At 68.0% G+C, this 26,462-nt stretch carries 24 protein-coding genes and 1 tRNA gene; 8 read left to right on the plus strand and 17 right to left on the minus strand.

Going from position 1 to position 26,462, the window contains the following annotated elements; genetic code table 11:
* Positions 1-354: 354 nt before the first annotated feature.
* From NGJ44_RS17395 to NGJ44_RS17405, 3 genes are read left to right on the plus strand one after another with little or no spacing between them, the layout of a single operon-like run.
* Positions 355-1,617 (plus strand): DUF1173 family protein, encoded by a 1,263-nt coding sequence (locus NGJ44_RS17395; RefSeq protein WP_251864716.1) that lies wholly within the window; start codon positions 355-357, stop codon positions 1,615-1,617.
* A 17-nt stretch (positions 1,618-1,634) separates the two neighbouring features.
* Positions 1,635-2,015, plus strand: a complete 381-nt coding sequence (locus NGJ44_RS17400) for a hypothetical protein (RefSeq protein WP_251864717.1) — start codon at positions 1,635-1,637, stop codon at positions 2,013-2,015.
* A complete protein-coding gene (locus tag NGJ44_RS17405) occupies positions 2,008-2,529 on the plus strand; it encodes a hypothetical protein (protein ID WP_251864718.1) in 522 nt (173 codons plus the stop codon). The genes NGJ44_RS17400 and NGJ44_RS17405 overlap by 8 nt, the downstream gene beginning before the upstream one ends.
* 123 nt (positions 2,530-2,652) lie before the next feature.
* On the opposite strand, the gene NGJ44_RS17410 is transcribed toward NGJ44_RS17405, so the two are convergent.
* The 7 genes from NGJ44_RS17410 to cysS form a co-directional block, all read right to left on the minus strand.
* Entirely contained in the window at positions 2,653-3,816 is a 1,164-nt protein-coding gene (locus NGJ44_RS17410) for a tyrosine-type recombinase/integrase (RefSeq protein ID WP_251864719.1), read from the minus strand.
* A 159-nt stretch (positions 3,817-3,975) separates the two neighbouring features.
* A tRNA-Ser gene (locus NGJ44_RS17415) sits at positions 3,976-4,068 on the minus strand.
* An 80-nt stretch (positions 4,069-4,148) separates the two neighbouring features.
* Positions 4,149-5,414, minus strand: coding sequence for an aspartate kinase (locus NGJ44_RS17420; RefSeq protein ID WP_053245703.1), 1,266 nt, complete (start codon positions 5,412-5,414; stop codon positions 4,149-4,151).
* A gap of 91 nt (positions 5,415-5,505) precedes the next feature.
* Positions 5,506-6,519 (minus strand): tRNA lysidine(34) synthetase TilS, encoded by a 1,014-nt coding sequence (gene tilS / locus NGJ44_RS17425; RefSeq protein ID WP_502802140.1) that lies wholly within the window; start codon positions 6,517-6,519, stop codon positions 5,506-5,508.
* 132 nt (positions 6,520-6,651) lie between these two features.
* On the minus strand, positions 6,652-7,617 hold the full coding sequence (locus NGJ44_RS17430; RefSeq protein ID WP_251864720.1) for an acetyl-CoA carboxylase carboxyltransferase subunit alpha: 966 nt from the start codon (positions 7,615-7,617) through the stop codon (positions 6,652-6,654).
* Between the two features lie 36 nt (positions 7,618-7,653).
* Complete coding sequence (locus NGJ44_RS17435; RefSeq protein WP_251864721.1) at positions 7,654-8,298, minus strand: DNA-3-methyladenine glycosylase family protein; 645 nt, start codon at positions 8,296-8,298, stop codon at positions 7,654-7,656.
* A gap of 16 nt (positions 8,299-8,314) precedes the next feature.
* On the minus strand, positions 8,315-9,769 hold the full coding sequence (gene cysS, locus NGJ44_RS17440; protein ID WP_251864722.1) for a cysteine--tRNA ligase: 1,455 nt from the start codon (positions 9,767-9,769) through the stop codon (positions 8,315-8,317).
* 453 nt (positions 9,770-10,222) lie between these two features.
* Between cysS and NGJ44_RS17445 the strand changes: the two genes are divergently transcribed.
* The 3 genes from NGJ44_RS17445 (at position 10,223) to NGJ44_RS17455 (ending at position 12,313) form a co-directional block, all read left to right on the plus strand.
* Positions 10,223-10,906: a tetratricopeptide repeat protein gene (locus NGJ44_RS17445; RefSeq protein WP_053246290.1), complete on the plus strand. Its 684-nt coding sequence runs from the start codon at positions 10,223-10,225 to the stop codon at positions 10,904-10,906.
* Between the two features lie 134 nt (positions 10,907-11,040).
* The gene (locus NGJ44_RS17450; protein ID WP_502802141.1) at positions 11,041-11,550 is read left to right on the plus strand and encodes a peptidylprolyl isomerase; all 510 of its coding nucleotides are present in this window, start codon (positions 11,041-11,043) and stop codon (positions 11,548-11,550) included.
* Complete coding sequence (locus tag NGJ44_RS17455) at positions 11,543-12,313, plus strand: UDP-2,3-diacylglucosamine diphosphatase (RefSeq protein WP_053246291.1); 771 nt, start codon at positions 11,543-11,545, stop codon at positions 12,311-12,313. The genes NGJ44_RS17450 and NGJ44_RS17455 overlap by 8 nt, the downstream gene beginning before the upstream one ends.
* Before the next feature lie 79 nt (positions 12,314-12,392).
* On the opposite strand, the gene NGJ44_RS17460 is transcribed toward NGJ44_RS17455, so the two are convergent.
* The 3 genes from NGJ44_RS17460 to NGJ44_RS17470 form a co-directional block, all read right to left on the minus strand.
* Positions 12,393-13,256 carry an undecaprenyl-diphosphate phosphatase gene (locus tag NGJ44_RS17460; RefSeq protein ID WP_053246292.1) on the minus strand — a complete coding sequence of 288 codons (864 nt, stop codon included), beginning with the start codon at positions 13,254-13,256 and terminating at the stop codon, positions 12,393-12,395.
* Between the two features lie 17 nt (positions 13,257-13,273).
* Positions 13,274-14,857, minus strand: a complete 1,584-nt coding sequence (locus NGJ44_RS17465) for a TerC family protein (protein WP_251864724.1) — start codon at positions 14,855-14,857, stop codon at positions 13,274-13,276.
* Positions 14,858-15,057: 200 nt separating this feature from the next.
* Positions 15,058-15,843, minus strand: a complete 786-nt coding sequence (locus tag NGJ44_RS17470; protein ID WP_053246294.1) for an inositol monophosphatase family protein — start codon at positions 15,841-15,843, stop codon at positions 15,058-15,060.
* A 117-nt stretch (positions 15,844-15,960) separates the two neighbouring features.
* On the opposite strand from NGJ44_RS17470, the gene NGJ44_RS17475 reads away from it, so the two are divergent.
* On the plus strand, positions 15,961-16,746 hold the full coding sequence (locus NGJ44_RS17475) for an RNA methyltransferase (protein WP_251864725.1): 786 nt from the start codon (positions 15,961-15,963) through the stop codon (positions 16,744-16,746).
* A 58-nt stretch (positions 16,747-16,804) separates the two neighbouring features.
* Here the strand turns inward: NGJ44_RS17475 and NGJ44_RS17480 are convergent, their stop codons facing one another.
* Positions 16,805-17,794: a tripartite tricarboxylate transporter substrate binding protein gene (locus NGJ44_RS17480; protein ID WP_251864726.1), complete on the minus strand. Its 990-nt coding sequence runs from the start codon at positions 17,792-17,794 to the stop codon at positions 16,805-16,807.
* Between the two features lie 159 nt (positions 17,795-17,953).
* On the opposite strand from NGJ44_RS17480, the gene NGJ44_RS17485 reads away from it, so the two are divergent.
* Positions 17,954-18,715: an IclR family transcriptional regulator gene (locus NGJ44_RS17485; RefSeq protein WP_251864727.1), complete on the plus strand. Its 762-nt coding sequence runs from the start codon at positions 17,954-17,956 to the stop codon at positions 18,713-18,715.
* A gap of 71 nt (positions 18,716-18,786) precedes the next feature.
* Here the strand turns inward: NGJ44_RS17485 and NGJ44_RS17490 are convergent, their stop codons facing one another.
* The 6 genes from NGJ44_RS17490 to NGJ44_RS17515 all read right to left on the minus strand — a co-directional run bounded on the left by NGJ44_RS17490 (position 18,787) and on the right by NGJ44_RS17515 (position 26,410).
* Complete coding sequence (locus NGJ44_RS17490) at positions 18,787-19,653, minus strand: mechanosensitive ion channel family protein (RefSeq protein WP_251864728.1); 867 nt, start codon at positions 19,651-19,653, stop codon at positions 18,787-18,789.
* Between the two features lie 178 nt (positions 19,654-19,831).
* On the minus strand, positions 19,832-20,941 hold the full coding sequence (locus tag NGJ44_RS17495; protein WP_251864729.1) for a DUF1513 domain-containing protein: 1,110 nt from the start codon (positions 20,939-20,941) through the stop codon (positions 19,832-19,834).
* A complete protein-coding gene (locus NGJ44_RS17500) occupies positions 20,931-22,034 on the minus strand; it encodes an imelysin family protein (protein WP_251864730.1) in 1,104 nt (367 codons plus the stop codon). Before NGJ44_RS17500 ends, NGJ44_RS17495 begins: the two co-directional genes overlap by 11 nt.
* A gap of 44 nt (positions 22,035-22,078) precedes the next feature.
* The gene (locus NGJ44_RS17505) at positions 22,079-23,581 is read right to left on the minus strand and encodes a di-heme oxidoreductase family protein (protein ID WP_251864731.1); all 1,503 of its coding nucleotides are present in this window, start codon (positions 23,579-23,581) and stop codon (positions 22,079-22,081) included.
* Positions 23,578-24,876, minus strand: a complete 1,299-nt coding sequence (locus NGJ44_RS17510) for an imelysin family protein (protein WP_251864732.1) — start codon at positions 24,874-24,876, stop codon at positions 23,578-23,580. Before NGJ44_RS17510 ends, NGJ44_RS17505 begins: the two co-directional genes overlap by 4 nt.
* A gap of 208 nt (positions 24,877-25,084) precedes the next feature.
* A complete protein-coding gene (locus NGJ44_RS17515; RefSeq protein ID WP_053246821.1) occupies positions 25,085-26,410 on the minus strand; it encodes an MFS transporter in 1,326 nt (441 codons plus the stop codon).
* Positions 26,411-26,462 lie beyond the last annotated feature (52 nt).

Here is a 26,462-nt window from a genome sequence, read left to right on the forward strand (position 1 = left end):
GCCATTACCTTGATCTCCACTGCTTGCTCCTGAGTCAACATTGTCGGTGGCCAAAAAGCCACCATCATTGCCCAGGTGGGTCAGATTTACTCCGACGGGGTGGGTCAGTATTACACCGGCGCTAACAAGTGGGCCTGTGTGTCAGCGGCGTATTCGCCGTGGTTCTCGGCCTGACGTATGGAATAAGCGTAACGATGAGCCACGCTGCAGCCTTTCAAGAGCGCAAATTGAGACGCCCGCGCCGCTCGGTGTAAACGGCGTTATCACCGGCCCAATCAGAAGGTGCGCCGCCAAGACAGCCATCGCCTGCGTGGTCCTGGTGGTCCAAAACGCAGAAACAACGCAGAGATGAACATGAAGGAAACCCGCTACCCGGTCGAGATCACGCTCGGAGGGAACACACGCATCTACTCTCCGGAGTTCCAGGCCGAGGAACAGTACGCTGCGGCCTGGAAGAGAGTCCTGTTGCTCTCTCATGGAAAAGCCGAGGTGCGGTGCTGCTGCCTCGGTCCCGGCGACAAGCGGCTGTCGATTCACAGCCGCTCGAATTCGGACGCCTTCCATCTGGCTCGATTTCCTGAGACTGGCCCCGAGCATAGCGAGGACTGCATCTACTACGGCGTGGATCCGAACATGTCGGGGCTCGGAGCGTACCGGCGCGGAGTCGTTCAGGAGCTGGATGACGGCAACGTCAAGATCAAGCTCAAGGTGGGACTGCAGCAGCGCGCCGCCACCGCGCCGCAGGAGGAACAAACAGGAACCTCGTCCGAAGCCAAGAAACCAGCAGGCCGAGGACGGCCAGGCCAGGCGAGCATGACACTGCTGGGGCTGCTGCACTACTTGTGGACAGAGGCCGGCTTCCATACCTGGTCGCCGTCCATGCAAGGCAAACGCAACCTTGGCGTGTTGCATTACCACTTGCTGCAAGTTGCCAGCTCAACCTACGCGGGAAAAGTGCGGCTATCCAGCAATCTGCTCATCGGCACTCCCACTGCGGCTGGCCGGCAGGCCGAGCTCAACAAGGCCAAGGCTGTCGAGGCCATGAACCGGCGCCGCCGCCTGGTGATCGTCGCACCCCTAGCTCAATACCAGGCAGGCATGGAGGAAGGTTCGCGATTACCCATCTCCGGCTACCACGGGATTCCTCATTTGCAGGTAACCAGGGAGATCTGGGACGTGCTGCAACGCCGGTTTGTGAGCGAACTGAACAGCTGGATGGCCGGCGACCAGGTCGTTGCGATTGTACAGACGGATGTTCCGACCCCTGCCACTGGCTCGATGCAAGCACGGGTGGTCGACGCTGCCCTGATGGTCACGACCCCTCAGTGGATCCCCGTCGATTCCGGCTATGAGGCCGCGGTCGTCGCTGCTCTGGTGGCCGAAAACCGGCGCTTCGAGAAGCCGCTGCGTTTCGACGCAGGCGAAGACCGGGTGTTTCCGGATTTTTGGCTGCGGGACCGGGCGGAAGATCTGCCGATGGAAGTATGGGGACGCACCGACCCAGATTACATAGCACGCAAGGAGCAGAAAATCGTCCACTACGATGAGAAGTATGGTCCTGGCAAGTGGTGGCAATGGGATGCCACCACCGGGTCTGCCATACCCCCATTCCCGTGAATTTCCGCGAGCGAGGCATGATTGCTGCACTTGGAATTATGACCAACCATAACAACGCCGCCCAGGCGGCAGAGCAAGACCCGATCAACGCCGCTATCCTCATTCTGACCGAGGAAGCGGATACTCTGAGTGACTGCCACACAAGGACCATAGGCGACTGGGCGGGCGAAGATGAAGTCAAGGCAAGGTACGACCACATCCGCGCCATCATCGCTGCGCTGTCCAAGCTGCGCGCCCCTGTAGCCGATGAGCGGGCGGCGTTTGAGAACAGGTTCCCGTCCGCCAGAAACGACCTAGTGACTCACGGCGTGTACCTGCACCAGCGTAACCAAGACCGCTGGGAAGCATGGCAAGCCCGCGCCGCCCTGGCCGCTACGAAAGGGGAAAGCAATGAATGACGTACTGAATGATGCGCTGTCGAACCTGGAACACGACAACTACGAGCGCAGCCACAAGGGGTACGAGAATCGACAGGCCGATGTTGCGATGATCCGCGCCGCCCTGGCCGCGCAGCCTGCCGCGAGCGCGGAGCCGAGCGACGCCCTGAGTGAAAACGAATGGTATGACCTCGCACAGCGGCACGCGACGCGGGACTGGAACGGTAACGGCTATATGGCGGCGATCCAGGCTGTATGTCTCGATTTTCTATCCCGCTACGGCAGGCCCGCAGGGGAGGCGCAGCCGGTGGCGTGGGTCGCCGCCGATACGCTCAACTCCCCGCATCCGAAGAGCATTTCGTCGCTCGTCTATATGTCGCAGATCGACCAGGATCGGGGCCGTGAATACGTGCCGCTCTACGCCGCACAAGCCTCTGTTCGGCCACCCCAGCGGCAAGCGCGCAGACACGCACTGGATGACGTTCATGAAGCCGTCCCACCCCACCCAGCACAACGACGGAGGCGCGGTGTATGAGTGACACCGAAAAAATTCTGGTGACCGCCACCGAGGCGGCCAGCATGCTTTCCATTGGCCGCTCCACATTCTTCCGCAAGGTGGCGAGCGGTTATTTGCCGAAGCCGGTGAAGATCGGCGGAGCTACGCGCTGGCGTCTGGATGACCTGCGCGCTGTAGGTCGAGCCAATCGGCCCACCATTGCATCAGCAGCCGACGCTGCGGCAGGTACTGAGCCCGGTTGTACGCAGCCCTGACTTCATCGACCTCCTTGTGCGCAAGTTGCCGCTCGATCACGTCATGCTCAAACGACGACTGTTCGTTGAGCACGGTGGATGCCAGCGCGCGAAATCCGTGGGCCGTCATGCGCCCACGGTATCCCAGACGATACAGCGCGAACAGGAAAGTATTTTCTGACAGCGGTTTGCCGCGCGACAGCGGAGATTCCAGCACCAGCTCCGACTCGCCGGTCAGCAAGCGCAACTGCGCCAGCACTGCCTGGGCCTGCCGAGACAGCGGCACAACGTGTGGCACGCGGAGTTTCATCCTGCTATCCGGCACCACCCACACCCCACCGTCCTCGCGCAGCTCATCCCATCGCATGGCGCGCAGTTCCCCCACGCGCACGAACGTCAGCGCCAGCAGTTGCAGCCCCAGGCGAGTTATCGGCTCGTCGTAGGTATCGATCAGGCGGAGCAATTCGCCGGCCTCGGACGGCGGGATGCTGGCCATCGGCTTGCGCACCTTGCGGGCTTGCAGCACGCGCACTAGGCCGGCCGCGCCGTGGCTTTCCAGGATCCCCACGTCCTGAGCGTAGTTGAACACCGCCGTGATGCGGCCAGCCACCCGATGGGCAGTCTCGACGCGCCCTCCTTCCTGCGCGGCCTGGACGACCTCGACCAGTTCCGGGCGCCGGATGGTGTCGATAGGCATTGCTCCGATCTTCGGGTACACGAACCGCTCAAGAGTCCCGGCCACCTGACCCTGGTGCTTGATGTTGGACAGACCCGGCAACTTGACCTTCAGCCACGCCTTTGCAACCTCCCGGAACGTCGGCGCGGCCGCTTTGTCCTCAGGCGTTCCCCTTCCGCTCTTGGCCATACCATGAGCGGCCCTGGCCTGTGCCAGGCTCATGCCGGGGTATCGCCCGTAGGTACGCGTTTTCTGTTTGCCGTCCTGCTGATAGTTGGCGCGCCAACTTTTCAGTCCTGTGGGCGCTACGTACAGGTACAACCCTGCGCCATCAGCGAGTTTGTAGGGTTTTTCGGCCGGCTTGGCAGCGTCAACCTGCCGCACGGTTAATGTCATGGTATCGCCTCCAGTTATGCCACGGCGGATACCACGATTGTCTGTTAGATTGAGCGGCACCGACCGAGACTGAGCGGGCCTATTATGCACTGACCAGCCAAGAAGAAAGCCCCACCCAGAGACTGAGTGGGGCTTTCTGAAGCTGCTTGAGATTGTTCTTGGCGGAGACGGTGGGATTCGAACCCACGATGCAGTTTTTGGCCACATACTCCCTTAGCAGGGGAGCCCCTTCAGCCTCTCGGGCACGTCTCCGAAGAATTCGAGATTCTAGCAGAATTTTTTGCTTGTGGCCCCATATGCGGGCCGCCGGGCAAAAAACCCGCAGAGGCCCGTCATTCCTTGGGCGCGGGCACCTGGTCCAGGCCGAACGCCTTGTGCAGGGCGCGCACGCCCAGCTCCATGTACTTGTCGTCGATGATGACGGACGTCTTGATCTCGCTGGTGCTGATCATCTGGATGTTGATGCCCTCTTCCGAGAGCGTCTGGAACATCAGGCTGGCCACGCCCACGTGCGAGCGCATGCCGATGCCGACGATGGACACCTTGGCGACCTTTTCGTCGGTGACCAGCTCGCGCGCGCCCACGGCGGGCACGACTTCGCGCTTGAGCAGGTCGACCGTGCGCGCGAACTCGTTGCGGTTCACGGTGAAGGAGAAGTCGGTGGTGCCGGCCACAGACTGGTTCTGCACGATCATGTCGACGTCGATGTTGGCGGCGGCGACGGGGCCCAGGATGGAGAAGGCGATGCCGGGCTTGTCCGGCACGGCCAGCAGGGTGATTTTGGCTTCGTCGCGGCTGAAGGCGATGCCGGAGACAACGGCGGCTTCCATTTTTTCGTCTTCCTCAAAAGTAATCAGCGTGCCCGAACGCATTTCTTCTTCGAGCGGGATGAGCGGGTCGGTCAGCGAGGACAGCACCCGCGTCGGCACACGGTATTTGCCGGCGAATTCCACCGAACGGATCTGCAGCACCTTGGAACCCAGCGAAGCCATTTCGAGCATTTCCTCGAAGGAAACGACGGACATGCGGCGGGCTTCGGGCACCACGCGCGGATCGGTGGTGTAGACCCCGTCGACGTCCGTGTAGATCAGGCATTCGTCGGCTTTGATGGCGGCCGCCACGGCCACAGCCGAGGTGTCGGAGCCGCCGCGGCCCAGGGTGGTGATGTTGCCGCCGTCGTCCACGCCCTGGAAGCCCGTCACGATGACCACGCGGCCGGCGTCCAGGTCGGCGCGGATGCGCGCATCGTCGATGGAGGAAATGCGGGCCTTGGTGTAGGCGGAGTCGGTGCGCACGGGAACCTGCCAGCCGGCATAGCTGCGCGCCGGCACGCCCTCGGCCTGCAGCGCGATGGCGAGCAGGCCGCTGCTGGCCTGTTCGCCGGTGGCGGCGATCATGTCGAGCTCGCGTCCGTCGGGCTGGGGGGTAATCTCGCGCGCCAGACCGAGCAGGCGGTTGGTTTCGCCTGCCATGGCCGAGGGCACCACGACAACCTGGTGGCCGGCGGCGTGCCACTTCGCGACGCGGCGCGCCACGTTCTTGATGCGCTCGATCGAGCCCATCGAGGTACCGCCATATTTGTGAACGATCAGGGACATCTCGTACTCTGGCTGGGGAACCCGCCGCAAGAAGTATTGACGGGCAAAGCCACATATTCTAACGCGGCGGTAAAAAATTGCGCAGCGCCGGCTATTTTTCGTCCGTGGGGCGCACGGCCCGGGACGGCCGCGGTTCCATCCATACGCGCCCCCGGTGGCAGCGCACCGCATGGCCGGCCTGCTCCACCCGCAGCTGGCGGTCGTGGCCCAGGCTGTGCAGGCCGCGCAACTGGCGCAGCAGGTCGCGCATGCGGGCGTCGGTGGGCATGCGCGCCCCGCACAGCCCGAACCAGTAGCGCAGCACTTGCGCCTGGCGCGGCGCGGAAAGACGGCGCCAGGCGGCCAGCGAGAACGACCGTCCGTCGGGCGCGGGGTCCAGCCCGGCGAAATCGCCGCGCGCCACTTCTTCGAGAATCTGCGCGGCCTCGGCCATGTGGCCGGCATGGCGGGCCACGATGGCGCGCCAGCCCGGCCAGCGCGCATCCAGCACGGGCGCGAGCAGTTCGCGCACCGCCGCCCGCGTGTAGCGCGGATCGGCGTTGGTGGGGTCTTGCACCGGACGCCAGCCGGTGGCGGCCTCGAAGGCCGCCGCGGCGTCGAGAATGGCCGCGCGGTCCTGGTCGAGCCACGGGCGCAGGTAGCGCACGCCATCGCGTTCGGACGCGGGCGCCATGGCCGCCATGCCCGCCACGCCCGTGCCGCGCAGCAGGCGCAGCAGCACGGTTTCGGCCTGGTCGCCGCGGTGGTGCGCGAGCAGCACGGCGCACACGCCGTGCCCGCGGGCCAGGCGCCCCAGGGCCTGATAGCGGGCTTCGCGCGCGGCCGCTTCCTCGCCCTTGCCGTCGGGCCGAACCAGCACGCGTTCGACCGCCACCGGCGCCTCCAGCAGCGCGCCCAGCTCGCGCACCCGGCGCTCCCACTCATCGGCCGCGGACTGCAGGCCATGGTGGACGTGGAAGATCGTCAGGGCCAGGCCCAGCTCGCGCGCCGCCGCGGCCGCATGCGCGGCCAGCATGGCGGAGTCGGCGCCGCCGCTGACGGCCACGCCCACGCGCGCGCCGCGCGCGCACGGGCCGCCCAGCGCCAGGCGCAGGGCGGCCAGCAGGCCGGCATGGGGAAAAGCGGCGGGAGCCGCCGCAAGCGCTCCCGCAGGACTGGGCTGGGGCGGTTGCGGGCGGGTCATGTCGCGGGCGCGGAATGGAACCGCCGCGCCGGCAGGCCGGCGCGCGGCGGCGCCTTAGGCGCGCACTTCCTGGAAAGCGCCGTAGGACAGCAAGCGTTGCACCCGCTGTTCCACCAGTTGCTCGGGCGTCATGCCCTGGAGCTGGCGCAGCGCGTCGCCCAGGGCGCGGCGCAGCAGGCGCGCCATGACGCGGGGGTCGCGGTGCGCGCCGCCCACGGGCTCGTTGACGACGCGGTCGATGAGGCCCAGGTCTTTCAGGCGCGGCGCGATGATGGCCAGCGCCTCGGCGGCCTCGGGCGCCTTGTCGGCGCTGCGCCACAGAATGGACGCGCAGCCTTCGGGCGAGATCACCGCGTAGGTGGCGTATTGCAGCATGAGCACGGTATTGCCCACGGCAATGGCCAGGGCGCCGCCGGAGCCGCCTTCGCCGATGATGGTGACGATGATGGGCACCTTGAGCTCGGCCATGGCGTAGAGGTTGTGGCCGATGGCCTCGGACTGCCCGCGCTCTTCGGCGCCGATGCCCGGATAGGCGCCCGGGGTGTCCACGAAGGTGAAGACGGGCATATTGAACTTCTCGGCCAGGCGCATCAGCCGCAGGGCCTTGCGGTAGCCCTCGGGACGCGGCATGCCGAAGTTGCGCGCGGCGCGCTCTTTGGTGTCGCGGCCCTTCTGGTGCCCGATGACCATGCAGGGCATGCCGTTGAAACGGGCCAGGCCGCCCACGATGGACTGGTCGTCGGCGTACATGCGGTCGCCATGCAGTTCGTGGAAGTCGGTGAAGATCTCGCGCACGTAGTCCAGCGTGTAGGGGCGCTGGGGATGGCGCGCGACCAGGGCCGTCTGCCAGGGCGTGAGCTTGGCGTAGATCTCCTTGGCCAGCGTCTGGCTCTTTTGCTGGAGCCGGCCGATTTCGTCGGAGATGTCCACCGCCGAGTCGGCCTGCACATAGCGCAGCTGCTCGATCTTGTTTTCAAGCTCGGCAAGCGGTTGTTCAAATTCCAGGAATGTATTGCGCATGTAGTGTGGTTCCGTTGATGGGCAACCTGGCGGGCGTCAGTACTGAACCGGCGTCGGTTCCAGACTGCGCCAGAGATACCAGGTGGCCACGGTACGCCAGGGTTGCCACGCCAGCGAGACCTCGCGAGCCTCGAAGCGCGAGACAGGCTCGCCGCTGAAATAGTGTAGCGAGATTGCCTTGAGCAACCCAAGATCATCGAGCGGCAGCACGTCGGGCCGCTGCAGATTGAAAATCAAAAACATCTCGGCCGTCCAGCGGCCGATGCCGCGGATGGCGACCAGTTCCGCGATGACGGCCTCGTCGTCCATGGCGGCCCATTTCTCGGGATGGACGCGGCGCTCGCCGAAGTGGGCGGCCAGGTCCAGCACGTATTCCGCCTTGCGCTGCGACAGGCCGGCCTTGCGCAGGCCCTCCACGCCGGTGCGCAGCACGGCCACGGGCGTGGGACGCTTGCCCACGGTTTCGAGAAAGCGGCCCCAGACCGCGTCGGCGGCCTTGGTGGAAACCTGCTGGCCCACGATGGCGCGCGCCAGCGTGACGAAGGGCGTGCCGCGCGAGGTCAGCCACACCTGCGGATGCTGCGGAATGATCTTCTTGAGAATGCGGTCGCGGCGCATGAGATGCGCGACCGCGGCTTCCCAATAGTCGGGTTTGGGAATCTCGATATCGGCGATGGACATGTCTGACGATTCCCGCTCAGGCCCGGCGCCACTGGGTGACGCCGCCCGGCCTGTCATCGAGCTCGATGCCGGCTTCGCGCAGTTCGGCGCGGATGCGGTCCGCCTCGGCGAAGTCGCGCGCCGCCTTGGCCGCGGCGCGGGCCGCGATGCGGGCCTCGATGGCTTCGGCGTCCAGCACCGGGCGCGCGCCCTGCTCCATGGCCGCCGCGGAGTAGCGCGTGGGCGACTGGAAGTAGGCGGCCGGGTCCTGCTGCAGCAGGCCCAGCAGGCCGCCCAGGGCCTTGAGCTGGCCGGCGCTGCGCGCGCGCTTGCCGCGGTTGGCCTCGGACGCCAGCTCGAACAGCGCGGCCACGGCGCCGGAACTGTTGAAATCGTCGTCCATGGCGGCCTTGAAGGCCTGGGCCTGGGGCTCGTTCCAGTCGATGCCTTGCGCGTCCGGCGCAACGTTCTGCAGCGCCTGGTACAGGCGGTCGAGCGCGTTCTGGGCGTCGATGAGATTGTCCGGCGTGTAGTTCTGCGGGCTGCGGTAGTGGTTGCGCACGATGAAGAAGCGCACCATCTCGGCCTCGCGCGGGTTCACACGGTATTCGGCCTGGTCGGCCGCGGGATCTTCGAGCGCGACCGTCTGGCGGATGGTGCGGAAGTTGCCCAGCGACTTGGACATCTTGTCGGCGTCCACCATGAGCGGCCCGCAATGCATCCACAGGTTGGCCAGCGTGCCGCCGAAGGCGCCCTCGGTCTGCGCGATCTCGTTCTCGTGATGCGGAAACTTGAGGTCGGGGCCGCCGCCGTGGATGTCCAGCGGCAGGCCCAGCAGCGCGCGGCTCATGGCCGAGCACTCGATGTGCCAGCCCGGCCGGCCCAGCCCGTAGGGCGACTCCCATTTGGTGTCTTCGGGCTCGTCGGCCTTGGCCGCCTTCCAGAGCACGAAGTCCAGCGGATCGCGCTTGGACGAATCAACCGCCACGCGCTCGCCTGCGCGCAGGTCGTCCAGCGACTTGCCGGACAGCTTGCCGTAGCCGGCGAAGCCGCGCACGGCGTAGTTCACGTCGCCGTCGGCGGCCTGGTAGGCCAGGCCGTTGGCCTGCAGCCTGCCGATGATGTCGAGCATCTCGCCCACGTACTGCGTGGCGCGCGGCTCGCGGTCCGGCGGGGCCACGCCCAGCGCGCGCTCGTCGGCGTGCATGGCGTCGATGTAGAAGGCGGTGACCTCGCCGATGCGGCGGTTGGTATCCACGGCGCGCCGGATGATCTTGTCGTCGATGTCCGTGATGTTGCGGACGTAATCCACGTCGTAGCCGCTGGCGCGCAGCCAGCGCTGCACCACGTCGAACGACACCAGCATGCGCGCGTGGCCGAGGTGGCAGAAGTCGTAGACCGTCATGCCGCACACATACATGCGCACCTGGCCGGCGTGCGCCGGTTTGAAGGGTTCTTTGGTACGCGATAACGTGTTGTAGATTTGCAGCATGGCGCTCGAGGATCAGTCCAAGTGTTTTTCCGTGCCGGCGGCGCCGGTCCGGCGCCTGCCGTGGTCCGCAGCCGGCCCCCGCCCACCGCGCCCGCCGCGTCCCCGCGCAGGGCATGGACGAGGCATGGACGGGGCGAAAGCGGCCCCGGCTCCGGCGTGCCCGGCGAGCCGGGCATACGCCCGCGTACGGAACGAGACATATTGAAAGACGCGCATTGGAACACCCGTGCGCGCATCCGTCAAAATTTCGGGCCGACTTCCAGGCCGGCTGCCGGGACAAACCGCCAGGCCGGCTGCCGGGACAAACTTCGCCGATCCGGGCTCGCGGGCGCCGCCGGCAAAGGCGCAAGGCCAAAAGCGCATACGAGGCTAAAATGGCGGTCGTCAAGTATAGCAAGCGGCCTGCCGGCGCGTGAATGCGCCCGCGGGCCCGGACTTTTAACGGATGCCCACGTGACTCCAACGCCGCGTTTCTGCGCCACCCTGCTCGCGCTCTTGCTGGCGGCGGCGCCTGCCGCCGCCCCCCGTGCCCAATCCATGGCCGGCGGTTCCGGCGAGAATCCGAATGCCACGCGCACCAAGCTCGACCCCATTCCGCCCGAAGGCGGCTGGGAAGGGCTGGCCCGGCTGCTCGAGGCCGTCAAGCCGAGCCTGGACACGCGCCTGGACCCCACGCCCTCGCAGATCACCGACCATATCGAGCGCCTGCTCAACCGGGGCGAGAACGACGAAGCCCTCGCCCTGATCGAAAAGCGCGAGGCGCAGATCAAGAACCAGCGCGGCACCGACGTGCAGCTCATGTTCCAGCACGCCCGCGCGCTGGCCGCGCTGAACCGCACCCAGGAGGCCATCGACCTCTACACCGAAATGACCACCCGGTTTCCCGAGCTGCCGGAACCCTGGAACAACCTGGGCGCTCTATATGCAGGCCGCGGCGAGCTCGAGAAGGCGCAGGACGCCCTGAAGATGGCGTTGCGCGCCGACCCGAACTATTCCGCCGCGCGGGCCAACCTGGGCGATCTGCAGATGCTGCAGGCGCTGCGCACCTACAAGCAGGCCGCCTCCGAAGGCGTGCCCGGCGCGCAGGACAAGGCCCGGGAAGTCGAAACCATGCTGAAGGACAAAGAACGGAAATGATGTCTCGCACCTCCCCGCTACACCTGCTGCGCCTGACGGCGTGCTCGTTCGCGCTGGCCGCCTTCGCGCCAGCCTTCGTCAGCGCCGCTCCCGCGGCCGCTTCCTCCACTTCTCCCTCTGAAGGCAACCAATCCATGAGCACCAATCCCCGCGTCAAGCTTCACACCAACATGGGCGACATGGTCATTACGCTGGACGCCGCCAAGGCGCCCAAGACCACCGAGAATTTCCTCACCTATGTGAAAGAAGGCTTCTATAACGGCACGATCTTCCATCGCGTGATCGACGGCTTCATGATCCAGGGCGGCGGCTTCGAGCCCGGCATGAAGCAGAAGCAGACGCACGCCCCCATCGAGAACGAGGCCAACAACGGCCTGAAGAACGACAAGTACACGGTGGCCATGGCGCGCACCAGCGACCCGCACTCGGCCACGGCCCAGTTCTTCATCAACGTCTCCAACAACGACTTCCTGAACTTCACCGCCCCGACCCCCAACGGCTGGGGCTATGCCGTGTTCGGCGCGGTGACCGAAGGCACCGAGGTGGTGGACAAGATCAAGGGCGTGAAGACCGGCAACAAGGGCTTCCACCAGAACGTCCCCAACGAGGACGTCGTCATCGAGAAGGCCGAAGTCGTTGAATAAGATCAGCCTTTCCGGACCGGTCTGGCTGGCTTCGGACGTGCACCTGGGGCCGGCCACGCCGGCCACGTCGGAGGCGTTCCTGGCATTCCTGGGCGCGGCGGCCGAAGAGGCGTCGGCCCTGCTGCTGCCGGGCGACATCTTCGACGCCTGGATCGGCGACGACATGATCCGCGCGGCGCCGCCCTGGATGGCCCGCGCCCTCCAGGCCCTGCGCGACACGGCCGCGAAGATTCCCGTATGGCTGGGCCGCGGCAACCGCGACTTCCTGATGGGCCAGGAGCTGGCCGATGCGCTGGGCGCGCGCCTGCTGCCCGAGCCCGCGCTGCTCGAAACCGACTACGGCCTCGTGCTGCTGACCCACGGCGACGAGTTCTGTACCGACGACGCGGCCTACCAGCAGTTCCGCAAGATGGTGCGCGACCCGCAATGGCAGGCCGAGTTCCTGGCCAAGACCATTCCGGAGCGCCTGGCCATGGCGCAGCAGGCGCGCGGCGAAAGCCAGGCGGCCAACCAGATGAAATCGATGGAGATCATGGACGTCAACGCCAGCGCCATCGAGCGGATCTTCCGCGAAAGCGGCGTGACCATGCTGGTGCATGGCCACACCCACCGGCCGGCGCGCCACGTGCTGGACGTGGACGGCAAGAAGCGCGAACGCTGGGTGCTGCCCGACTGGGATTGCGACCACGCCCGCCCCCCGCGCGGCGGCTGGCTGGTCATCGACCGCGACGGTCCGCAGTTCTACGATCTCGAGCAGGAATAGGCGCCGGACATGGCCCGTCTTCGGCGGGCCGGCCCCGACGGGCTGGCCCGCCGAAGACGGGCCCACGCGTTCACGCCGCTCAGCGCGTGAAGATCCACGCCGCCACCACCCCTCCGAACACGATGCGGTACCAGGCGAACACCCGGTAGGTGTGGTTGGCCACGAAGCGCAGCACCGCGCGCACCACGACCATGGCGCTCAGGAACGCGGCCGCGAACCCCACGGCGATGCCGGCGAGGTCGTGCCGGGTGAGCAGGTCGATGTTCTTGTACATGTCGTAGGCCGCCGCCCCCAGCATCGTGGGCATGGCCAGGAAGAACGAGAACTCCGTGGCGGTCTTGCGCTGGATGCCGGCGATCATGCCGCCGATGATGGTGGCGCCGGAGCGGGACGTGCCGGGAATCATGGCCAGGCACTGCGCCACGCCCACGCCCAGGGCCTGCTTCCAGGAAATCTGCTCCAGGCTGCGCGCCGTGGCGTGCTCGTCGGAAGCGGTGTCATCGGCCGCGCCGGGCACGTCGCCCGGCGTGTGGCGCGTGCGGCGCTCCACGTAGAGCATGATGAGCCCGCCCAGCACCAGCGTCACCACCACCACGGCGGGGTGGTAGAAGATCTGCTTGATCGATTTGATGAAGACCGCCCCCACCACCGCCGCGGGCAGGAAGGCGATGAGCAGGTTGCGGGTGAACGCCACCTCGGTGCGGTCGCCGCGCAGCGTGCCGCCGATGAGTCTGGCCAGGCGCGCGCGGAACACCCACATCACCGCCAGGATGGAGCCGAGCTGGATCACCACCTCGAAGACCTTGCCCTGGCTGGACTCGAAGTTCAGCCAGTCTCCGACGAGGATGAGATGGCCGGTGCTGGAGACGGGAATGAATTCCGTCAGTCCTTCCACGATGCCCAGGATGCAGGCCTTGATGAGATAGAGAGCGGCGTCAGTCACGGTCGGGGCGTTTCCGGTTAGTCATTGGCCAGGGCGGCGTCTTCGTCCAGCGGCTCCACGGGCCGCTTCTCGACCCGCACCAGCGCGATGCGGCGGCCGTCCATTTCGAGCACCTCGAAGCGGAAATGCTCGTGATGGGCTTCGTATTCGCACACATCGCCCGGCTTGGGCAGGTGGCCGAAGCGCGACAGCAGGTAGCCGGCCAGGGTGGAGTAGTCTTGCGCCTCGTCGACGAGGCCCTCGGTTTCCAGCACCTGCTCCACGTGATGCAGGTCGGCCGCGCCGTCGATCTTCCAGGTGTTGTCGCCGTCGGCGACGATGTCGGGCATCTCGTCTTCGTCGGGGAACTCGCCGGCGATGGCCTCGAACACGTCGATGGGCGTCACCAGGCCCTCGATGGCGCCGAACTCGTCGGCCACCAGCACGAGCTGTCCGCGCGAGCGCTTGAGGGTGTCCATGAGGCGCAGGATGCCGATGGACTCATGCACGATGATGGGGTCGCGCAGCCGGTTGCGGCGCACGCGGCCCTCGGTGATGAGGTCGGCGATGAGATCCTTGGCGCGGCCGATGCCCAGCACCTCGTCCAGCGACCCCCGGCACACGGGGAAAAAGCTGTGCGGCGCCTCGGTGAGCTGGCGGCGGATGGTTTCCGCGTCGTCGTCGATGTTGATCCAGGAGACGTCCATGCGCGGCGTCATGATGGAGCGGATGGAGCGCTCGGCCAGGGTGAGCACGCCGCTCACCATGTTGCGCTCTTCCACCCCGAAGGCCGGCGCCGTGGGGCCGTCCTGGCTGGGCAGGTCGGGCTCGTCGGCCGGCGGGCGCTTGCCTAGCATGCGCAGCACGGCCGCGGCGGTGCGTTCGCGCATGGGGCGGCGCGCGTCGAGCTTGAGCAGGTTGCGCCGCGCCACCTGGTTGAGCGCCTCGATGGCCACCGAAAACCCGATGGCCGCGTACAGGTAGCCCTTGGGCACCTTGAACCCGAACGACTCCGCCAGCAGCGAGAAGCCGATCATGAGCAGAAAGCCCAGGCACAGCACCACCACGGTGGGGTGCGCATTCACGAAGCGGGTGAGCGGCTTGGAAGCCAGCAGCATGATGCCGATGGCGATCACCACCGCGATCATCATGATGGCCAGGTGATCCACCATGCCCACGGCGGTGATCACCGAATCCAGCGAGAACACCGCGTCCAGCACCACGATCTGCGTCACGATGACCCAGAAGCTGGCGTACACGCGCGGGCCCGAGGCGCCGGCGTGCTGGCCGCCCTCCAGGCGCTCGTGCAGCTCCATGGTGCCCTTGAAGAGCAGGAAGAGGCCGCCGGCCATGAGGATGAGGTCGCGGCCCGAGGGCGATAACGGCCCGATGGAAAAGAGCGGCCGGGTCAGCGTGACCAGCCACGACATGAGGGACAGCAGGCCCAGCCGCATGACCAGCGCCAGCGACAGGCCCATGATGCGCGCGCGGTCGCGCTGCGCGGGAGGCAGCTTGTCCGCCAGGATGGCAATGAAAATCAGGTTGTCGATGCCCAGGACGATTTCGAGAACGACCAGGGTAAGCAGGCCGACCCACGCTGCGGGGTCCAGCAGCCACTCCATCAGGAGCTCCAGAAGTTATGCGACCGATAATCGTACATGGAAATTCCATGACACGCCGGTAACGCGCCTCATCCCTATGCAGGAGAAAGAGAGGCGGCGGCTCGGGCGGCGGCCGATGGCAAGAAGCGCGGCGGCCGGCGCGCGATGCCGCCGGCCGCGCGCATGGAGCCCGCCGCTTGCGGACCCCATGCGCCGATGCGTCAGGCCGCCGAAGGCGGGGTCAGCGCATTGAGCATCTGCGTGAAGACCTTGGGGCTCGCGGCCAGGACGTTGCCCGAGTCCATCCAGTCCTGTTCGCCCTGGAAATCCGCCAGCAGGCCGCCGGCCTCGAGCACGAGCAGGCTGCCCGCGGCCAGGTCCCAGGGCTTGAGGCCCACGCCGCAGAAGCCGTCGAGGCGGCCGCAGGCCACGTAAGCCAGGTCCAGCACGGTGGCGCCGAGGCGGCGCACGCCCGCGCTGCCTTCGGCCATCTGGCGAAAGCGCGCCGAGCCCTGCTCGGGGTCGCTGGAGTTGGGCCAGTGCGCGCCCAGCAGCGCCTCGTGGTAGCGGGTGCGGCCCGAGACGCGCACGCGGCGGTCGTTGAGGAAGGTGCCGCTGCCCCGGCTGGCGGTGAACAGCTCGTTGCGCGACGGGTCGTAGACCACGGCCTGCGTCACCTGTCCGCGCTGGGTCAGGGCGATGGACACCGCGTAGTTGGGCAGGCCGTGGATGAAGTTGGTGGTGCCGTCCAGCGGGTCGATGATCCACTGGAACTCGGCCTGGTCCGGCCCCTGCAGGCCGAATTCCTCGCCCAGCACCGCGTGGTCGGGATAGGCGGCGCGCAGCGTCTCCACGATGGACTCCTCCGCGGCGCGATCGACTTCCGTGACATAATCGCGCGGCCCCTTGCGAGCCACGCTGATACGTTCCAAATCCATGCTGGCACGGTTGATGATGGTGCCGGCACGCCGGGCCGCCTTGATGGCGATGTTGAGCATCGGGTGCATAGAATTCCGTACGAATGCGGTGAAATAGCCGCTTGCCGCCTTCCCGCGGGCCCTGCCGCCCCAACCGGGAAGGCGCCCAAAAACCAGGAAGGCACTAAGCCAAACATGGCATTTTAAATGACTCAGGCATTTTCTCGCGTCCGCTTCATCATGGTGCAGCCCAGCCACCCCGGAAACGTGGGCTCCGCGGCCCGCGCCATCAAGACGATGGGCTTTTCCGAACTGGTGCTGGTGGCCCCCCGCCACGAGGACGTGATCCGCCACCCGGACGCCCTCGCGCTGGCCAGCGGCGCCACCGACGTGCTGGAGCGGGCCCGGGTGTACGGCACGCTGGAACAAGCCCTGGCGCCGGTGACGCTCGCCTTCGCCCTGACGGCGCGCGTGCGCGACCTGGGGCCGCCGCCCTGCGACATCCGGCAGGCGGCCGGACTGAGCTGCGAACACCTCGCCTCCGGCGCCGACACGGTGGCCGCCGTCGTGCTGGGCACCGAGAAATCCGGGCTGACCAATGCCCAGATCGCCCTGTGCCACCGCATCTGCCACATTCCGGCCAACCCCGAATACAGCTCGCTCAACGTGGCGCAGGCCCTGCAGCTGGCGGCCTGGGAGCTGCGCTATGCGCTGCTGGCGCACGCAGGCGCCGCCATGCTGCCGGCGTCCGCGGCGCAGACGCCCGACCCCGGCGCGGAGCCCGCCTCCGGCGAGGCCGTGCAGGCTTTTCTCGCGCACTGGGAGCAGGCCCTGGTCGGGGTGGAGTTCCTGGATCCGGCGCACCCCAAGAAGCTGATGCCGCGCATGCGGCACCTGTTCGCGCGCGCCGGCCTGACGCGCGACGAGGTGGACATGATGCGCGGCGTGTGCACCGCCATGCTGTCGCCGCGCCGGCAATCGGTAAAAAAATAGGGACGGCATAGCCGTCCCTATTTGCCGCCCTGGAGGCCCGCCGAGGCGGACGCAGTCGTCAGTCGACGCGGGCGCCGGAAGCCTTGACCACGGGGGCCCAGCCTTCCACTTCGCTCTTGATGAACGCGCCGAACTGCGCCGGCGTGGTCTTCTCGCCCACCGCGCCCAGCTTCTCGAAGCTGGTCTGCACTTCGGGCTTGTCCAGCGCCTTCTGCATGGCGGCGTTGAGCTTGTTCACCACCTCGGGCGGCGTGCCGGCCGGGGCGATCATGCCGAACCACGACGACACGTCGAAGCCCGGGAAGCCCGATTCCTGCATGGTGGGCACGTCGGGCGCGCTCTTGGAGCGCTCCTTGGTGGTGACGGCCAGCGCGCGCAGCTTGCCGCTCTGCACGTGCGGCCACGACGAGGGCATGTTGTCGAACATGTACTGCACCTGGCCGCCGATCAGGTCGGTCACGGCCGGGGCGCTGCCCTTGTAGGGCACGTGCAGCACGTCGATGCCCGCCTTCATCTTGAAGAGCTCGCCCGCCATGTGGATGGACGTGCCGCTGCCCGATGAAGCGAACGCGAGCTTGCCGGGGTTCTTCTTGGCGTATTCGACCAGTTCCTGCACCGACTTGACCGGCACGCCGGGGTTGACCACCAGGATATTGGGCACCTTGGCGCCCAGCGCCACCGGCGTGAAGTCCTTGGTCAGGTCGAACGTGACGTTCTTGTACAGGGTCTGGTTGATGGCGCTGGTCACCGCCACGAACAGCAGCGTGTAGCCGTCGGGAGCCGCGCGCTGCACCATGTCGGTGGCGATGTTGCTGCCCGCCCCCGGCTTGTTCTCGACCACGAACGACTGCCCCAGCTCCTCGGTAAGTTCCTTGGCGAAGATGCGGGCAATCACGTCGGTGGTGCCGCCGGCCGAGAAACCGACCACGATGCGTACGGGTTTGTCGGGGTAGGCCGCGTGAGCCGTGCCCATTGCGAAAGCGCCGGCGGCGGTTGCCAGCAGCGCGGCGGCGATGCGCCGCAGACCAGGCTTTTGACCTTGAGTCATAGTGTCTCCGTGCAGATACTGTCCACTAAGCGGACGATTGGAATTATTGGACGGGGTATTCTCGACTATACATAGGACGCACATCAAGGTAGAGTCCACTGTACGGACAATGGTTTTCCCCAGTCCTACAAAAAAATTTCCGAGATTTCAGAGAGTTGCATGCAAGACAGTGATGCCGCCGCCGCGGGCCCACGCACCTTGCGGCGCGGATTGGCCGTACTCGCGGCCCTGCGCGACCAGGGCACCGACGGGCTCAGCGTGACCGATATCGCCCGCCTCACGGGCATACAGCGCCCCACCATCTACCGCCTGCTGGCCGCCCTGCTCGACGCGGGCCTGGTGCTGCCGGTGGCGGGCACCAAGAAATACCGCGCCCAGCTCGCCGTGGACCCCGACACCCGCTCGCGCGACCCCCGCGTGCGGCAGCTGCTGCCGGTGCTGCGCCGGCTGGCGGACCGCACGGGCGACGCCGTGTTCCTGGTAGTGCGCGACGAAGACGATTCCATCAGCCTGCACCGGGAAATCGGCAGCTACCCGGTGCAGATCCTGGCCACCTATGCCGGCAAGCGCCAGCCGCTGGGCGTGGGTTCAGGGGGCATGGCGCTGCTGGCCGCCCTGCCCGACGAGGTGGCGCGCGGCATCGTGGAGCGCAATTCGGGCCGGCTGGACGAATACGGCGGCATGACGCCGCAGGAAATGTACCGCCTGATCGAAAATACCCGCGCGCGCGGGTATTCGGTGGTGGGCAACCATGCGGTGCGCGGCGCGCTGGGCGTGGGCTGCGCCCTGCTCGATGCGCACGGCGCGCCGCTGCTGGCGGTGAGCGTCACCGCCATCATCGACCGCATGCCGGCCCAGCGCCAGCGCGAAATCGCCGGCTGGATCAAGGCGGAGCTGGCCCGCCTGGCGGTGCAGGCCTGAGTCCGCCGGGCCGCCCCGGCTCGGGAAGCACGGCGGCGCTCCGGCAAGCCCGCCCGCGGCGCACGGCCGGATCAGGCCGCGCCGGCTCCGGAATCGGCGCGGCGTTCCTGGCCGGCTTCCTGTTTCGGCGCCTGGATCTCGCGCAGCGGAATGGGCGCCTGGAAGCCCGCCTGCTCCAGCGAGCAGCGGATCTGGTGATAGAGGCCCCAGCGCAGGTCCCAGTACTTGGCGGCATCCGCCCAGACGCGCACGGTCACGATGACGCCGCTTTCCTTGTAGTCGCTCACCATGACGATGGGCTCGGGGTCCTTGAGCGCCAGCGGATGCGCCGTCACGATTTCCTTGAGCTTGGCCACCACGGCATTCAGGTCGTCGCCGTAGCGCACGGGCACCGGCACGTCCAGGCGCCGCGTCTTGTTGCGGCTGTAGTTGGTGATGGTGGCGTTCCAGACCGTGCTGTTGGGCAGCGTGAGATGAATGCCGTCGACCTGCACCAGCCGCGTGAGAAAGAGTCCCACCTCTTCGACCGTGCCGTCCGCGCCCGAGCTGAGGGCCACGTATTCGCCCGCGCGGATGGGACGCAGGATCAGCAGCATGATGCCGGCGGCGATGTTCTGCAGCGTGCCCTGCAGCGCCAGGCCCACGGCCAGGCCGGCCGCGCCCAGCACCGCGATCAGGCTGGCCGTCTGCACGCCGAAGCGCGCCAGCACCGCGATCAGGGTAAAGATGCGCACCGTCCACACCACGGTGGTCTGGAACATGGGAACGATGGTGGGATCGACGCGGCTGGAGCGCGTGGCCGCGCGCCGCACCCAATTGCCCAGCAGGGCCGACACCCACCAGCCGATGACGAGGATCAGCAGGGCCACGAGCACATTGATGCCCAGATCCACCAGCCTCGGCGCCCAGGTGTTGAATTCTCGCAAGACGTCGTCCATGGACTCTCCCGGTTAAAGCCAGAAACGGAACGGCCCGAGCGGGCCGCCTCCCGGGAAGGTTCCCGGGAAAAAACGACCGCAAACTTTATCAGATGCCCCCTGCGCGGCGCTGCCGCGGGGATGTCAAGGTTTGTAAGGAAATACCACGCCGGCGCGCCGCGCAGGCGGCGCGCCGGGATCAGGCCGGCACGCGCCGGAAATGGTTGTCCCAGGAAAGCCCGGGCGTGGGCGGCAGCACCTGCGCGGGCCGCGCGCCGGCCCGCGCGCGCAGCATCGCGCCCAGGCCGCTGGTGACGAAAAAACCACCCTCCGGCGCGGGCGCCACGCCGCAGCCGTCGGCGAGCTCCGTCGTGCCGAGGCAGCGGCCGCTCGCGGCGTCCCAGTACATGACCTGCCCGCCCACCGGGCTGGACGTGGCCACCACCGCGCCGCTCGCGTCCACCGACACCGAGCCCACGTAATTGCGCATGCGGCGCAGGCTTTCGGCCGGGCCGGCGTACAGCTCGGGCCGGCCGCCGCGCCGGTGGCGGCCCACCAGCGCGGGCCGGTCTTCGGCGGGGCCGGCGTACTGGCAGCCGAACCACACGCTGCCGTCGCCCGCCAGGGCGAGGTGGCGGATGGAAAGGCGATGCCAGCGCGGATCCAGCTCCACGCGCTCGAGCAGTTCGCCCGTGGCGGCGTCCAGATAGGCCAGCGACGGCCGCATGGTGTCGAGGTTGAGCTCCAGCTTGCCGTAGTCGGGGTGCGTGAGAATGCCGCCGTTGGCCACGCACAGCGTTTTGCCGTCGGGCATGAGCACGACTTCGTGCGGGCCAATGCCGCCGCAGTCGTATTCTCCGATGCGGCGGTATCCGCCTTCGGGCGCGGCGTCGTAGATGCCCAGCACGCCGCGCCCGCCCTCGAAGTCGTTTTCGGTGGCGGCCAGCCGGCGCGCGCCGTCGAAGAACACGCCGTGGCCGAAGTAGTGCCGGTCGTCGGGCAGCGGCAGCGGGCGCGGCGCTTCCTTGCCGTCCAGGCGGAAAGCCAGCGCGAAGAACCCGGGTTGGCGTCCGAACACCACGCCGCGCCGGCCCGCGGGGTCGATGGCGAAACTGTGGCCGCGTTCGGGCATGGGCACGACCAGGCGGTCGCGCCCGGCGGCATCGATGACGGCCGCCTCGTCCCGCCCGTCGCGCTTGCGGGCGCTGAGATAGAGGGGCCCTGCGGCGGGCAGCGCCGCCAGCGCGGCGGCGGGGCCCAGGCCCAGCGCGGCGGCCAGGCCCAGGAAGCGGCGGCGGTCAATCTCCATCGAGCGCGTTGAATCCTATGGTGACGCCCACGGCGGGGGCGAGATCCTGGTCCACGATGGCCTTGGCGTTCTTGAGCGTGACCGCGGCCAGGTTCACCGCGCGCCAGCCTTCGGCGGATGCCAGCGCGGCCTCGATGTCGGGCGGCGCCTCGCGCAGCGCCCGGGCGGCGCGCGCCAGCTCGCCGCGCACCGAATCGCCGATCCAGGCGCTTGCCTCGGGCAGGGGATAGCGGCCCGCTTCGTAGAAAGCGCGCATGCCGTCCAGGCCCGCCGACAGCGTGCGCAGGGCCAGCCCGCTGCGCCAGAACGCCGCGCGCCTGGGCCGCGCGGACGCGGGGTCCTGGCCGAGCGTCGGCAGGAGCTTGATATCGCGCGCGAACTGCAGGCCGGTGGAAAGCGATTTGACCGCCTCGGCGGCCACTTCCTGCGCGTCGCGGTACAGGGCGTTGCCCGGCTCGGGCCGGGCGAACTGTCGTCCGAAATCCGCGCCGGGACGCCAGGCCTCGTCCACCTCGGCGGAAATCGCCGCCACGTTGGCGGCCACCGCCCGCGCATACCCGCAGGCATAGGCGGCGGCCGGCGCCTGCGGCTCGGCCAGCAGCGCCGGCTCGCCGTAAAGCGTGTACTCGAGGGCGGGCAGCCCCTGCACGGCCACGCTGCGCGCGGCGAGCGCGCCGGGCGCCAGCAGGGCCGCGTCCTGTTCGGCCAGCAGCGCCCTTACCTGGCGCGGCATGACCCCGCGCGCGTCGGGCCAGAAAACCAGGCGCTCATAGCGGTTGCCTTGCACCAGCGGACCGAAGCGCAGGAACTCGACGCCGGACCACGCCGTCGCCAGGCGAGCGAAGGCGTCGCCCACGGCCCGCGCGCCCGCGGCGTCGCGCTTGCCGCACCAGCCAGCCAGGGTCTGCTCCATGCCGGCGGCCGCCTCGCGCAGCGCCGCTGCCGCGGGACGGACGTAGCCGCCCGCCAGCCGCTCGCCGAGATCGGCGGGCAGGCCGGCCGCCGCGGCGGGCAGCGCCAGCGAGGCGAAAGCCAGGGCGCGGAGGGGGTTGACGAAACGGCGGCCGGCGCGGACCGCGAGGGAAAGAGACATCGAAACGACTCCGTTCATGGCGGCGGCGAAAAAAAAGGCTGCATTCAGAGCGACTCCAGGAAGCGGATCAGGTCGGCGCGCTCTTCGGGCGTCATGGCCACCACGCGGTCGCGCGCGGCCTGCGCCTCGCCGCCATGCCACAGCACGGCCTCCAGCAGCGTGCGGGCGCGTCCGTCGTGCAGCCAGGTGGCGGTGGGGTTCACGCTGCGGGTCAGGCCTATGCCCCACAACGGCGGCGTGCGCCAGTCCCGGCCCGTGGCCTGCCCGTCGGATACCCCGTCGGCCAACCCGTCGCCCATGTCGTGCAGCAGCATGTCGGTATAGGGCCAGATGAGCTGGAAACGGTGCTCGGGCTGGCGCGCGTTGCGGCTCGTGACGTACTTGGGCACATGGCAGGCGACGCAATTGGCTTCATAGAACAGCTTCTTGCCCGCCAGCACGCGCGGATCGCCGGCGTCGCGGCGGGCCGGCACGGCCAGGTTGCTGGAGTAGAAGGAAACGAAATCCATCAGGCGCGCCGGCACCTCGTGCTCGCCCAGGTGCGGCTGCGCGCCGTGGGGCATGTCCAGACAGGCCGCCTGCGCGGCGGTGCATTCGCCGGAGTGCCGCGGAAAGAGCGGCGTGGACAGGCCCATGTCGTTGGAAAAAGCCGATGCGCTCTGCTGTTCCACGGAAGGCTGGCCCGCCTTGAGGTTGAAGCGGCCCAGCACGCGCTTGCCGGTGCGCGCGTCGACGACCCAGTTCGGCTTGCCCACGATGCCGTCGCGCTTGTCCGCGCCCACGTTGGCCAGGATGTCGGCCTCGTGGATGGCTTCGAGCAGGCCCAGCCCGATCATGGGCGGCGCCAGCCGGGGAGAGAGCTGCGTGTCGGCCCGCATCGGCCCGTAGCCCAGGTTCTCGATGCGGTAGACGGGTTTCATGAGGGTCGCGGTCTCGCCCCCGTTCAGCGCCACGGGGACCGGCTCGTATTCGATTTCCATGCGGCCCTCGGCGGGCAGTCCGGCCACGGCGAAGTTCTGCAGCTGCACGCCGTACACGGGTTCGGGCAGCGCGGCGATCTCGCCGGGCGCGAGTTCCGCCCGGCCGCGGTCGGGGCCTCCGGGCACCGCCAGGCGCAGCAGCAGGGCCACCGTATCGGCGCGCTCCAGCGGATCGAAGCCAGGCACCGAGCCGCGCCCGTCCTTGGTGTGGCAGCCTTGGCAGGAACGCGCGTTGAACAGCGGCCCCAGCCCGTCGGACGCCTGCGTGGAGGACGGCGCCGACACCCAATCCTTGCGAAACAGCCCGTTGCCCACCTGGAACTGCTGGCGGCCCTCGAAATCCAGATTGGCCGAGGGATGGGAAAAGATGTCCGCGTTGAGCAGCTTGTTGGTCGTGGCCGCGCCGGCCTGCATGACCTCGAACTTCTCGGGCTGCGAGAAATCGCGCGTGGGCGCGGTGACGGCCCGCACGCGCCCGAGATCCCGGGGATTCAGGTCGTCGCGCACGGGCTGGGCGGCGGCGGCGTGGGCCGACGCCGCCAGCATGACGGCGACTGCGAGCTTCACTTGAAAACCGCGTCCGGATTGTCGAGGCTGTCGGACCCTTCGATGGCAACCTTGCCCAGATCCAGCAGCGTGATCACGCGCTCCAGGCTGCGGGTCTGGTCGACGAGGCGGTCGATGGCGGCCTGCACCACCGCGTTGCCCTCCTTGTTGCCCTGCGCGATCATCTGGTCGTAGGTTTCGACCTTGTCGGCGCGGTCGCGGATGGCCTGCATGGCGGCCACGGTGGCGTCGAGCTTGGCGCGCACCTCGGCGTCGAGCTTGGGATCCCGGGCCTTGACCAGGTCGGACAGGCTGGGGCCGGAGACGGTCTTGCCGTCCACGCGCGCATACTTGCCCAGGTACACGTTGCGAATGCCGATCTGGTTGTAGTAGTGCGAGTTGTGCGTGTTGTCGGAGAAGCAGTCGTGCTCTTCTTCGGGATCGTGCAGCATCAGGCCCAGCTTCATGCGCTCGCCCGCCAGCTCGCCGTACGAGAGGCTGCCCAGGCCGGTCAGCATGGCCGCCAGCCCGGCCTTGGGATCTTCCTGCACCGCCTTGCGCGCGGCGCCGTCCGGTTTCCAGTTGGCCGCCATTTCGGCCAGGTCGTCCACGAGCAGCTGGGTGACGGCCTTCAGGAACTCCACGCGGCGTTCGCAATTGCCGCCCGTGCAGTTGGCGGGATCGAAGTCGGTATGGGGACGGTTGCCGGAATGCCGCTCCTGGGGCGTGCCCTTGCGGCCGGCCGGCGCCGGGCCGGTGCCATTCAGATCCTGGCCCCACAGCAGGAATTCGATGGCGTGGTAGCCGGTGGCCACGTTGGCCTCGTTGCCGTCGGCCTCGTGCAACACTTCGGACAGCAGCTGGGGCGTGATCTTGCTGGCGTCCACGGTCTTGCCGCCCACCGAGATCTTGGCGTTGGCGATGACGTTGACCGCGTAATAGGCGTTTTCGTCGTTTTCGGTGCCGTAGGAGGCGTCCACGTAGTCGATCAGGCCCTCGTCCAGCGGCCAGGCATTCACGCGGCCCTCCCAGTCGTCCACGATGGGGTTGCCGAAGCGGTAGGCTTCGGTCTGCTGGTAGGGCACGCGCGCCTGCAGCCACGCCTCGCGGGCGGCCTTCAGCGTGTCGGCGCCGGGCTTGGCCACCAGCGCGTCGATGGCGGCCTGCAGCTTGCGGGCCGAGGCCAGCGAATCTTCATAGCCGGCCAGCGCCAGGTCGGCGTAATTGGCGACCACCGCCTTCGGCTCCGCGGCGGCGTGCGCCGCTCCCCCGAACACCGCCGCCGCGAGCGCGGCCCCCAACAGCAACTTGCGCATGGACTTTCTCCCGTATGGCGGGCGCGCCGCCCCGCGACGGCGCGCCCTGACTCGAATCTTGTGGATGCGAGTGTAAACAATTTTTGTTTGCCATTCAGAAGACCGTCAGGTAGCTGACATTTTTCCGAACAATACCGGCTGCGGCCGCGCGCGAAAACGCCGGCGCGGGACGGCCCGGACCGGCGTTTTCAGGAAGCGCGCGCCGCGTTCAGCGCTGCAGGGGCGACTTGCCCGTTTCCCGCGCGGCCAGCACGGCCACCGCCGTGACGACCAGCGCCAGCGTCACATAGACCGAAATGGCCAGCGTCGACTGCCAGGACTTGAACACGCTGGCGATGATCAGCGGCGCGAAGCCGCCGCCCAGGATGCCCGCCAGCGTGTAGGCCAGCGACGCGCCGGCATAGCGCACCCGGCCCGGGAACTGCTCGGCGACGAAGGCCGCCTGCGGGCCGTACATCATGGCGTGCACCAGCAGCCCGCCCGCCACCGCGGCGCAGATGGCCACGGGATGGGCCTGGTCCATCAGCACGAAGAACACGAAGGCCCACGCCATGCCCAGCACCGCGCCGGCGAGGTACACCGGGCGTCGGCCCACTTTGTCGGAGAGATGCCCGAACAGCGGCACCGCGACCGCGTTCAGGGCCGAGCCCAGCATGGTCGCGCCCAGCGCCATGGGACGCGACAGGTGCAGCACACTGGTCACGTAGGTCAGCGAGAACACCACCACCAGCGCGTACAGCACGTCCGAGCCGATGCGCGAGCCGCCGGCAATGAGCAGCTGCCGCCAGTACGCGCCGAGCACTTCCTTGATGGGCGTCCTGGCGGTTTCGCGCTTCTGCTCCATTTCGCGGAACACCGGCGTTTCCTCCACGCCGCGGCGCAGCCAGAGCCCGAAGCTCACCAGCGCGACGCTGGCGATGAACGGCACCCGCCAGCCCCAGGCCTGGAACTCCTCCGGCGCCAGCCACGCCGACACCGCGGCGATGAAGCCCGTGCCGATCAGCGTGCCGCAGGACGGCCCGATCTGGGTGAAGGAGGCGTTGCGGCCGCGCTGGTCCGGCTTGCCGTGCTCCATGGACAGCAGCACCGCGCCGGCCCATTCCCCGCCCAGCGCCACGCCCTGCACGAAACGCAGCGCCACCAGCGCAATGGGCGCCCACACGCCCCACGTGGCGTAAGTGGGCAGCATGCCCATCAGCCCGGTCGAGGCGCCCATGATGACCAGCGTGGTCACCAGCACGAACTTGCGGCCCAGGCGGTCGCCCAGGTGGCCGAAGACGAAGCCGCCCAGCGGCCGCGACACATAGCCCACGGCATAGGTCGAGAAAGCCAGTATGGTGCCCGTCAGCGGATCGAAGGACGGGAAGAAGATCGCGTTGAACACCAGCGCCGCCATCAGGTTGTAGATGGTGAAGTCGTACCACTCCAGCGTGGTGCCGACCGAGCTGGCCATCGCCAGGCGCTTCATCTTGCCCTGGCCGTGCGCAACCCCGGCCCGGACGGACGCCGGGCCGCGCAATGCGTTTTCTGTCATGCTGTTCCCCTGGTTGAATATGTGGCCGGGCGCGGCCGGAGGGGCGCCCGGC

Origin of the sequence: Achromobacter sp. Marseille-Q4962 (assembly GCF_943737005.1) — a bacterium.
GTDB lineage: Bacteria > Pseudomonadota > Gammaproteobacteria > Burkholderiales > Burkholderiaceae_B > Achromobacter.